General features: G+C 40.0%; 8 protein-coding genes. 4 read left to right on the top strand and 4 right to left on the bottom strand.

Annotation, left to right across the window (positions count from 1 at the left end; translation table 11 throughout):
- Positions 1-24: 24 nt before the first annotated feature.
- From H5232_RS20480 to H5232_RS20490, 3 genes are all read right to left on the bottom strand, one after another.
- The gene (locus H5232_RS20480; protein ID WP_182831418.1) at positions 25-1,242 is read right to left on the bottom strand and encodes an IS4 family transposase; all 1,218 of its coding nucleotides are present in this window, start codon (positions 1,240-1,242) and stop codon (positions 25-27) included.
- A 92-nt stretch (positions 1,243-1,334) separates the two neighbouring features.
- Positions 1,335-2,063 carry a hypothetical protein gene (locus H5232_RS20485; protein ID WP_182831419.1) on the bottom strand — a complete coding sequence of 243 codons (729 nt, stop codon included), beginning with the start codon at positions 2,061-2,063 and terminating at the stop codon, positions 1,335-1,337.
- 22 nt (positions 2,064-2,085) lie between these two features.
- Entirely contained in the window at positions 2,086-5,238 is a 3,153-nt protein-coding gene (locus H5232_RS20490; RefSeq protein WP_182831420.1) for a DUF3427 domain-containing protein, read from the bottom strand.
- 990 nt (positions 5,239-6,228) lie between these two features.
- On the opposite strand from H5232_RS20490, the gene H5232_RS20495 reads away from it, so the two are divergent.
- On the top strand, positions 6,229-7,701 hold the full coding sequence (locus tag H5232_RS20495) for a hypothetical protein (RefSeq protein WP_182740603.1): 1,473 nt from the start codon (positions 6,229-6,231) through the stop codon (positions 7,699-7,701).
- A gap of 31 nt (positions 7,702-7,732) precedes the next feature.
- Here the strand turns inward: H5232_RS20495 and H5232_RS20500 are convergent, their stop codons facing one another.
- A complete protein-coding gene (locus H5232_RS20500) occupies positions 7,733-8,752 on the bottom strand; it encodes a nuclease-related domain-containing protein (RefSeq protein WP_182831421.1) in 1,020 nt (339 codons plus the stop codon).
- Between the two features lie 585 nt (positions 8,753-9,337).
- Between H5232_RS20500 and H5232_RS20505 the strand changes: the two genes are divergently transcribed.
- The 3 genes from H5232_RS20505 (at position 9,338) to H5232_RS20515 (ending at position 11,296) form a co-directional block, all read left to right on the top strand.
- Positions 9,338-9,889: a hypothetical protein gene (locus tag H5232_RS20505; RefSeq protein WP_182831422.1), complete on the top strand. Its 552-nt coding sequence runs from the start codon at positions 9,338-9,340 to the stop codon at positions 9,887-9,889.
- Between the two features lie 815 nt (positions 9,890-10,704).
- Positions 10,705-11,025, top strand: a complete 321-nt coding sequence (locus H5232_RS20510) for a helix-turn-helix domain-containing protein (protein ID WP_145242858.1) — start codon at positions 10,705-10,707, stop codon at positions 11,023-11,025.
- Positions 11,009-11,296 carry a HipA N-terminal domain-containing protein gene (locus tag H5232_RS20515; protein ID WP_259398490.1) on the top strand — a complete coding sequence of 96 codons (288 nt, stop codon included), beginning with the start codon at positions 11,009-11,011 and terminating at the stop codon, positions 11,294-11,296. Before H5232_RS20510 ends, H5232_RS20515 begins: the two co-directional genes overlap by 17 nt.
- The last annotated feature ends 128 nt before the right edge of the window (positions 11,297-11,424 follow it).

Raw genomic sequence — 11,424 nt, forward strand, 5'->3', positions numbered from 1 at the left:
CTAAGGGATCCCCAAAAATAATTATTAAGTTTCAATTACATCACTCACATCCATATTTTTCCAATCGATTTGCACTACTACCTGTACGAAATAGGCTAGTCCTTCCAAATAATCTCGCCGTCGCAATTTAATGGACTGTTTTTTGAAGTATCGCAGCCCAACAAATGCCCATGACACTACTCGCCTCCTTTTGGTTGAGTTAGCTTGAAAAGAGCCTGTCTTTCCTGCTTTGTCTATCACTGCGCCCAGCATCATTGAGAACCAATGAGCCAGTGTGGCAAGCAGTAACAGTATGTCTAATCGATAGAGTTTGTTTGTCCTGTGCAGATCTGAGCCTAAGCCGAACCTAACACTTTTTTGATCTCGAAATCCTGCTTCTATCTGCATTCTCATACCATATAATTTGAGCACTTTTTCGAGAAAGTGGTGCCTTTTTGGAAGTGAAGAAACGAGTAGCCAAGGCTCCTTATAACCACGTTTTTTATCTCTTTTTAATAACTTATGCCCTTTGCCAACCAGCACTGCATGCGTGTGATATTGTGCACTTTTGGTCAACTCGGTCGCGCCAAGATACTGGCTCCTACGTTGATTGCTCTTGAATAGTGACTGGCATGGAACAAACTCATCGCTGCCCTGCGTTTTCAAGTGTGCCGTACCTCGAACTCGGCTAATATAATGCCAGCCATTGTTTCGCACTGCTTTGAGCCAAGGAACTTTAAAGCCCGCATCCGTCACAATGACAGGGCGGCAATCACTCGGCAAGATCAGTTTGAGCATCTTTAAGAACCGTTTTTGTACTTTTGGGCAATGATATTGAAAGCTGAATGCACTTTCCTGATACAGGGTTAAAGAGCGACCTTCACTAACAATGCTGGCACGCAGAATACAGTATTTGGTTTGTGTATCTGCATGACTCCAATCAACCAAAATGACGGGATGCTTTTCAGTGACCACAAAACGGCTTAAGTGAACATAAACCGTTGTTGATTCACGTAAAAGCTCGTGGTTACTGAGCAGTCGATCAATACGTTTAATATCATGTTTTTCAGTTGTTTTTGAATTCAAATTGCGGCCGATAGACGTCAAGGTACATTGCTGGCAGTGCAATAGAGATTTAACGGCAGCGACTAAAGTATTAAATCTGGCTTTATGAATTGAGTTAGGGGTGACAGCGCGGAGCATATTGTGCAAAATAGTAAAAGCATTCATGGTGTTTAGCTCTGTTGTTTTTAAGCGATTCATAAGATCACAAAACACCATGAATGTTCCCTCGCTTCCCACATTTTTTAATACTATTAGTTCATTGATATATAAAGGCTAATTCTGGGGATACTTTAGGATAAATCTCGTAATTGCTCTTTGAGAAACGTTACGGCTGCATTTAAACTTGTCTTTTCTTGTTCGTATCTATTTAAAAACTCCCTTCTTTCAAACATTAAATCTTTAATTGATTGACGTTCATGTGCATGACATAGCTCACCTATAAATCCAGCAGGAGCAATACTCAGAAATTTTGCATTTGAGTTTTCAAATAAGTCACTCACTTCTTCTAATGTTATTACTTCAGAGGTAGGAACGAAATTACTAAAGTCGAACTCGATAGCGTTTTTATTTAGCCTTCTATATTCACTAGTTTTCTCAGTCCCGCAGAAATGTGATACTGCTATTTCAATTAAAATTTGCTCACCCTTTGAATAACCAATCACGTCAGGAATTCGTTTTGAATTATCAATGGGAGTTTCAATATCAACATTATCAAAAATAAGTGTAAAGTTATAAGGATCAAAGTTACCAATTGGTATTGTTAGCTTTTTATTGTTGTTGAGTACTTCTTTGGCTAACAAGTGAAGCTCTGTTTCGTAGCTCCATTTACAGTGTTTTGCTTTTTGATCATCTGGAGCATGGGCGAAATGGTTTGCTTGTACAGCTCCTTTTTTGGCAATTAACTGTGATCCGCAATCAACGCAAGTACAATTACATTTTAGGCCTCTTTGAACATCATCAATACTCGTGATCCAGTTTTGCTCATTGTATGCCCTCGTCATTTTATAGTTATGGCTCATCAAACATCCTTATTTTAAATTATCACCCAACTGCCAATTTCCCAGCCTCATGCCACATTTCACTTGGCATGGGGTTGGTTAATTCCCACGTTATATTCATCGGCTGGCTGCCGTTGTGGCTTTGGTATTTAACCTCGCCATAGTTTACAAATCCCATGGTTCGGCCGTTTTCGTCTTTGCCTTGTTCGCGCACAAATAACAATATGGTTTTGCCTATTTGTTGGTGTTCAATATAACTAAGGCCGCGGCCGTGTTCTGGGCGGGCGCTATTTTGCGTTTGCCAATGGAACAGAGTAGGGCTGATTGCGTAGTCGTGATACAGCGTGGTGGGCGAGTAGGTTTTTTCGCACTTGTTGAGTGTTACAAATAACAGCTCAAGGTTTTGGTCGTTAAATACAAGAACACCCTCACGAGCAGATGACTTTTGCTCAAACGTGTGAGCGCCAAATGCTGCGAGTATTTGTTGGCGCGTGTAGCGGCTGTGTAATTTGATTGCGTGATTAGGTAAGCACGTTAAATCGCTTTCTTGCTGGTGAATGCGGTTTATTAACAGCGTAATTACTTGCGCAAGTTCCTGCTGTAGCTCTTTGTGTTTAAGTGCCTGTAAGCTTTGCTCAAGCGTTTTAAAGTCTAAACTTGTGCCAGTGGTATCCCAAAAATTGTAATGCGCCATAAGCGCGTACTGTTGATTTTGTGGCGTTGGGGTAAAGCTAAAGTCGTTATTACATAAATCACGTAAAAAGCATAAGTAGCTGAGCGAGTCGCAGCCGAGTAATTGGGTGTTGATAGCGCGATAATACGCGGCGTAAATATCGGCTTGCTCTACGGGTATTTCATCGCCTTTTAACCAGTGCCAGCCGCCGAGCTTTCTGTCTTTTGGTTTGTAAATATCTTCAAGCGTGACTTGCGGGTTTATGCGTAAAAAATTACTCAGCGTGAGCGTATCATTGGTATGTTGCGGGTAAGCAGTTATCAGTTGGTGTAAACGGCGTTTAGTGTTTATGGCTTGCTGAATATTTTTTAATATCGTTTTTTGCGCGCGCTCTTGCAGTTCAATACGACAACCCAGCGGTAAATGCGGGAAGTTGTTTTCAATCTCGGTTTTTATCGGTTGGTTGCTTTTACCAATCAGCGCGCGGAATTTACTGGCAAAGTCGTATTCTGGGCGCGCATTTCCTACAAAATCGAGTACGGTGCAGCACTGTTTTTGGCTGTTGTCGGGCAGGCGCAGGCCACGGCCGAGTTGCTGTAAAAACAGCGTTAAGCTTTCAGTTGGGCGTAAAAATAACAGTGTATCGACTTCTGGAATATCGACCCCTTCGTTAAAAATATCAACCACGCAAAGTATTTGTATTTCACCTTGGCGAAGTGCTTGTTGTTTAGCCGCGCGCTCATTGGTGTTTTTGCTGATCAGCACATCGGCGTTTATGCCTGCTAAGTTAAACTTAGACGCCATAAACTCTGCGTGCTTTTGGCTTACGCAAAATGCCAACGCTGTAATGTTGTGAACATTAGTCACTATATCAGCAAGGCTGGATATAATTTTGTTAGCGCGGTTGTTCTCCCCTGTATAAAGGTTACTTAGCTCGCTTATATCGTAACGGCCACCACGCCATGTTATTTGACTTAGGTCGGTGTCATCATCAAGGCCAAAGTACTGAAATGGGCATAAGTGGCGTTGATTTATTGCCTCTGGCAAGCGAATTTCAGCGGCTATTACGCCGCAAAAATCATCGAGTATATTGGCGCCATCTTGTCGCTCTGGTGTTGCGGTTAAGCCAAGTAATATTGTGGGTGTAAAGTGATTTAATATCGCGCGATAACTGGCTGTGCTTACGTGATGCACTTCGTCTATCACAATGTAGTCGTAGTAATCGTGGGTTAGATTGAGCGATTCAATTTGGCTATTCAGCGTTTGGATTGACGCAAATAATTGGTTATAGCGCTGTGGTTTGTAGTTACCCACCCACAGCTCACCAAAGTCGTTATTTTTAAGTACACCACGATAAGCGCTTTGCGCTTGTTTGAGTATTTCTTCACGGTGGGCTACAAACAAAAAGTGTGCGTTTGGGTTTTTATCGTAAACGGTTTTAAAGTCAAACGCCGATATGATTGTTTTGCCTGTGCCGGTTGCGGCAACCACTAAATTTTTAAAGCGATCATGAACGCTACGCTCAACGCTTAGTTTTTCTAATATAGCGAGTTGATGGGTTTTAGGTGTTATATCAAAATAAAACTGGCTGCTTGCTTGGCCAACACCGCGTTGCTCATTAAGTGAATTTATGAGCTTTTCTTTACATTCAGCTTTGCCAGTAAACAGTTCGAAATCTGGCGACTGCCAGTAGGTTTCAAAGGTACTTTTGGTTTTGGCTATGATGTGCGGGATTTCTTGCGCGGTAATTTTTAAGTTCCACTCAAGGCCGCTGGTAAGCGCCGAATGCGATAAATTAGACGAGCCAATATAACCGGTATGAAACCCCGTATTACGCATGAACAAGTATGACTTTGCGTGTAAGCGTTCTTGCTGATTATTGTAACTAAGCTTTACCTCGGTATTTGATAGGCCTGCTAAAAACTCAACCGCTTTAGCATCTGTTGCACCCATGTACGAAGTAGTAATTACTTTGAGTTTATTACCACTTTTGGTAAATGCTTCAAGCTCATTTTTAAATATGCGCAGCCCCGTCCATTTTATAAATGAGACAAGCCAGTAAATAGTGTCGGACGATTTAATCTCGCGTTTTAGCTCGGTTTCGAGCGATATACCCGCATTCGCACCGCTAAACAATTCGCTTTGTGTAAGCCCTGTTAGCGGAAAAATATCGTGAGAGTAATCTTTAAGATTTGCCGCAATGGGGTTTTGGGTATTAAACAGCGCGGTGAGTATTCTGCCTTGGCTGTCGATAAGGTTTTCGTTGATCAGCTCGTCATCGCGAATATGATCTTTAAGCCAAAGTACAAGGCTGTTTGCGAGGTTAATTTGCTCTTGCAAACGCTCGCTTGAATTAGGGATTGCATCAATGGCATGTTCAACCAGCTTGCCTAAAAAGCGCGAAAGCCACGTTGCAGCCTCTGCCGATTCTAGTTGGCGTTCGCCCACATAAAATTGGTCACGATTTAAATTTTGCTTAATTACTTGTGTAATTAACTGCTCGTAAATACCAATCTGTTGCATTAAATCGCTCCCTGTTTGCGAGCACTCAGTTTACTAAAAAATGCAATGTAAACAAGCATTAACTCATTATTTAATTAAAGGCAGCTGTTAAGATAATTCCCCGTGATCACACCCGAAATTAAATTAATGATGAGTAATAACAGCGCATGGATGCGCGTTAAGCTGTGACTTCGCCATGGACGGCGAATACACAGCATTTGCGTTCATATCATTAATTTAAATTGAGGAAGCTGTGTGATCCTCGGGGCGCCGTGGGGTTCCAAGGGGCGTACGGCGCTATGCGCCCCTTGGTTGCCGTCGCCAACGCGATATAACTAAAAATTTGTAATTAAAAACCAAAGTCGGATACAAACTCCCGCCTACAATTTAAAAGCTGCGCTTTTCGCGTCAGCAAGCTTAACGCCTACGGTCAACCTAAACGATGCTGTTAATAAATCCCCCGTCATTTTGCCCGAAAAGCTCAATTGATGAGTAATTAATTGCATGGATGCGCGTTAAGCTGTGACTTCGCCATGGACGGCGAATAAACAGCATTTACGTTCATATCATTAATTTAAATTGAGGAAGCTGTGTGATCCTCTGGGCGCCGTGGGGTTCCAAGGGGCGTACGGCGTTATGCGCCCCTTGGTTGCCGTCGCCAACGCGACATTAACCATCAAATTTGCAATTAAAAACCAAAGCGCGAGGTTAACTCCCGCCTAAAATTTAAAAGCTGCGCTTTTCGCGTCAGCAAGCTTAACGTCTACGGTCAACCTAAACGATGCTGTTAAGAAAACTCCCCCGTTACTTTGCCTGAAAAGACTCAATTGATGAGTAATTGATTGCATGGCGGAATTTTGTTCCCGACAAATTCCAAGTACCTAGATCCCTTTAGCAAGTGTAATGCAAGCCATGAGATTATAAAGTAACAAGTGTTAATAAAAAGTTGACATTGATGTTGTTTGGTCTAAATTTTAACCAGTCATTAAGTTTGTTGAAAAGGAATTTCTGATGAAGCTTTTATTATTTATTGTTTTATGTTCTCTTTTATGTGCTTGCACTGCAAGCACCGGTGATATCTCCATTTATTCCGTCGGTTCAGATAAAAACCTTACCTCTCCTCTTGTTACTGCCAAAGAATTGTATAGTGCTGACGGTATGATATATAAAACTGATGAAGCTCATGCTTTAAGCGGCGATGATACTTTTAGTATTTATTTAACGGATACCTATCTAAGATACCTACCAGATATTGGCGGAGATAATGAAGTTTTGATTGTCGCTGAATTTGAAGAAGTTGTAACAGGAACATCAAGCGATACTATTACCAAAATATTAGGCCCGTATGATTCAATTGCAGATGCTACGAAAGCTCCATTTTTCCATAAAGCGCTATATGGTCCTAAACGAATGGAGAGTGACTTATTAAGTCTCAAATTAAAAATCTATGAGTACGATTTAGATGAAAATGATAAAGCCGGAAGTATTATTGATTTTATCGCAGCAGCAGGAGAGGCTCTAAGTCTATCAAACCCCGTAACCACAGAAGAAATAAAAGTAGCTAAAGAGATCGCAAAGTCTGTTACAGGTACAAATGATAATGACTTAGTATTCCAGCTAGATTTGGACTTTGTTGCAGGTAATTCGCTATATAGACATAGTGGTAACAATAATGTAAATGTTCTGCCTTTAAAAGCTGGTGAAATAGTGCTTATAAAGAAAGAAGTGTGTGCTATTGGGCGATGTTACGACTATTTCAGTAAAGAAGAAGGGATACGCAACCCTGTTGGTTACGCTACAGATATATTACTTTCTCCAATTACAGCAATGACAATTGGTTTAACTGATACACCCGCTGGGTCATCTTTATCAGATGTGGAGCCACAAACGCTTGAAGTGCGTAGCGAAGGGTTAGTTCATAAGTCAAAGTCAGATGAAAAGTCAGATGGAAGCACGGAGAAAGTTAATTATTTTACTGATAAAACTTGGCTTAGATTATCTATTCTCAAAGGTGGGGACCCAGAGCTATGGGAAAAGCGAAAACTACTTTACCCAATAGAGGCTGAAATAAATGGGTTACTAAAAAGCTCTACTGGTATTAAAAGTGATAACCTTACTGCACCTATCGCTTCTTTAAATAAGGCTCAAAAGCAATTAGCAGCAATGAAGCAAAATGGTATAAAACTCGTTTCAAATAACTCCTCAAACAACACACAGTATATTTTAAAAGGCTCAACTAGTGGGGCTATTTGCTTAGATATTCCTACACGATTTAAATTGACACAAGCATTGCCTTTGTTTGATGGAAGCCCACAACAGAAATTACCATCTTACAATAAATATAGATGTTACAAATTGATGCCATCAGTGAAAGCTCAACCTTTTAAAAAGGGTACTTTGTATTTTCAAATAAACTATACAGATAATGATGTTTTAAAATCACACATAGCAACAGTGGAAGTGGTTGATGAATTTCCGGAATGATATACCTCTTATTTTTGAATACTATCGAGCTTTAACCATCAAATTTGAAAAGTGCTGTATTTTCACAATCACCGCATACTAATGAGTAGAGCTCTTTGCGTTTGCTCACCTTGGTATTAGCACTGGTACATTGCGGGCAAGACATTTTCATTGGTGTATTGGTACTGCACTCGCTACATGTAACAAAATAGCCGTAGCGGCCTGAGCGCGCTTTAAGCGTCTTGCTATTACTGCACTGTTTACATTGTAAATTTACTTCATTGACAACATTTGGTTGCTCTTCTTTAATTGTTGGAACAATAGATCTTGGTGCAAGAGCTGTTGATTCATTTTGATAAATCGGGCTTGGCTCGTTGAGGCTTGTTGCTAACGCATCAGGTTTTAACTGTGTGGCAGGAGTAATATTTTGCTCCAAAAGAAACTGACAGATCCTAGCTAAGCTTTCTTCACTAAACCATGGGCGAGTATTGGTTGAGAAAAAGTGCAGGGCATTTGGTATTGATGTCGGTAGCTTCATTATGTCTAAAAGTTTATCCGCTATAAACTCTGATTTAACGAGTCGCTCTTCAAGCGTTTTTGGCGTGTTATCTCGATTAATTATGGCATTACTCGATATTGCGCAGATGCTATACCATTCACGGCCACCAAAATTTTGCTGTATTTTACCAAACATCTTTGGCAGGAGTTGAGGAGCATTGTCTCTTACTAAACTTTTTAGTAATGCCAATTGTAGCTCAACTTGTTTGATAGGTGACGGCATACCTTGCCATTGCCCACGGTAACTGCGACTCCACTCTTGATGTTGGTTTATTGCAACTTCACCAGTAATACTTTTTGATTCAATAAGAATAAACCCGTAGGTATAAACAATAAGGTGGTCTATCTGTGCGCTTTCGCCGTTGTGTTTAAACTTTACATCATTAAACACAAATACTTGAGGGTGGTCTTTAAATGCGCGGCGTAAGTAAAATGCTACGTCTAGCTCTTGTTTTTGGCCTGCTTTTAATTTTGCTGAGTTGGTTGTGACGAGCGTTTTATCTTTTAAAATCATGCGGAGTCCTTTCAGTCATGTATTTGTATAGAATAACATTGAAGTACCTAATAAAAATACTGCTCTGATTAATTTGATTTTAAATATTCAGCAAATTTAACACTGAAGATCACAGTATGCTTTTTCGCGTCAGCAAGCTTAACGCCTACGGCAAAATTACACACTGCTGTGAAGACAGTTCCTCCGTGATCACACCCGAAATTAAATTAATGATGAGTAATAACAGCGCATGGATGCGCGTTAAGCTGTGACTTCGCCATGGACGGCGAATACACAGCATTTACGTTCATATCATTAATTTAAATTGAGGAAGCAGTGTGATCCTCGGGGCGCCGTGGGGTTCCAAGGGGCGTACGGCGTTATACGCCCCTTGGTTGCCGTCGCCAACGCGACATAACTAAAAGTTTGCAATTAAAACCCAAAGCGCGAGATAAACTCGCCTACAATTTAAAAGCTGCGCTTTTCGCTTCAACAAGCTAAGCGTATTAAGATTATGGAGTAATTGCATATATTGTATGGGTATTGCTGCATATAAAAAAAACAGATACCATCAAAATAGGAACATATTTAATTTAAAGGATATAAATGAAAATAATCTACCTCTCTTTTTTAGCTCTATGCTCGCTTCATGTAAATGCAGCTATTTTAGATTGCGACTTACAGGGTAAAGATCGCACTATTTATCAATTAGTAAAGCCAATAGCACCCTTTGATAGCTGTAAAAAAGCCGTTGATAATGAAGGCAATATCGTGGGCTATAAATTAAAGAAAGAGGGTTCTTATATTGATATTTCATTTGAAGATGAAAACTTCACACATGAAGATCACTTCTTTGTTTCAGGTAATAAATTGACAGTGAAAGAACTCCTTTTATCTATATATATACCTCAAGGTGAACCTGAAAACGAATATATAAAAGCCCAAAGAAAGAACCTTTTAAAATCAACTACTAGTGGTATTAAATATGATAAAGGTGGGGTTTACTTCTTTGATTTAGAAATAAAAAATTCGGCTTACAAAAACTATGTTGCTTATATTGAAGAAGGTAAACCTAACGAGTTTATTGGTATAGGAACCGACGGAAGAAAAGAATTGCTGATAAAAATAATGTTTAACAAAGGAATGGATGATATCTAAAAAATATGAAGGTATTGATGACAAGGACGTAAAAAAGATCTTTTAGTAAAGGCACAGCTAGCCAAATAGAGATTAACGATAAAGTGATTGAGTTAGTTTGGGAAATGTTAGCTTCATCAAAAGAATGTACTAAGGCCATGCACTTTGTTCCAAGACCACAAGGATTAGCGGCATCTCCTATGTATGTCGCTAAATAACTAGCCCAAATAGCGTATAGAGTATCTGCTGATAAAGATGATTCTGTTTACCACGTATGTAAAGTGTTTTCTGCAAGAGGTTATGCTACAAAAATTAAATTAGCAGGCATGGGTTTGTAAAATTTAATTAAAAACCAAAGCGCGAGATACACTCCCGCTACAATTCAAAAACTTCGCTTTTCGCGTCAGCAAGCTTAACGCCTACGGTGCTAAAAGGAGCTAGGATTTGCTCGTAGCTCGTAGCTCGTAGCTCGTCGCTCGAAGCCCGTCGCTCGAAGCACTTTTTATCTTCTCTGTGTAGCGCCGCGCCTCGGTGAGCTCGGTGGTAAAATTGGTTTTAAAACAATCATAGATTAAGGCAAAGGCGCTAGGTTCTAGGGTAGTGACTAGGAGCTAGGATGTAACCGTAGCCCGTTTTTCAACTTACCAGTTTTACGCTATAAACTAGTCAATTAAAATTTACTTATGGGTTTTAATTTAATTACAAGTATTCATAAGTTAAATGCATTTTACTTATGGTCTTGTTGATTAATTATTTAGTCTAAAAGTAAAGTATCGTTGACTTTTTCTTAAGGTATTCTAGAATTGGTTGTATAAGTAAACTATAGTTGACCATAAATGAGCGATTCCTCCGTCAAAAAAACACTCGGAAGAGTTGTTAAGCGTACTGAAATGCCTGAGCTTTCTAAGCCATTTTCACCCATGCAGCTGGCTAAAGCCATTACTGCAAAGCGAACTGGTATGAAGCTGACATTAGTGGATGTATCACAAGCGCTTGCTATTTCTAAGCCTACGCTAATAAAAATAGAAAAAGGTGATGTAACTGTGCAACTGCATAATGTACTAAAAGTTATGGAGTATTTAGGGTTGTCGTTCAGCCTTGTCAGTGATGATATAGCTCATAGCAATGATGAGGTGAGCGATGAACAGTGGTACTAACACCAATCGTTTAGATGTGTTTATCGGTCAATCGCAAAAGGTGGCTGAGATAACGCTGGCAATAGGCTCTGAAAATGAGATTTCATTTACTTATGAGGCTAAATGGATCAACGAGGGTTTTGCAGTTTCACCACATTTGCCACTCAATGGCGATTTTGACTCTCGTGCAGTACGTAATTATTTGCAAAACTTATTGCCTGAGGGGAAAGGCCTTGAGGAGATCATCAGTAGCACGACCATTTCTAAGAATACATACTCAAACTACCTCTAGATACGAGTTTCAGTTGGAATTAAAAGCGATTTAGGCAAGGCATTGATTGCAAGTAATAGTGGTTCTATTGTTAAAATCAATAACGCAGTATAAATCGCTTTTAAACCAACCCGTTGGGCGTTTCACAG

It is taken from the genome of Pseudoalteromonas sp. SG41-5, assembly GCF_014164495.1.
GTDB lineage: Bacteria > Pseudomonadota > Gammaproteobacteria > Enterobacterales > Alteromonadaceae > Pseudoalteromonas > Pseudoalteromonas rhizosphaerae.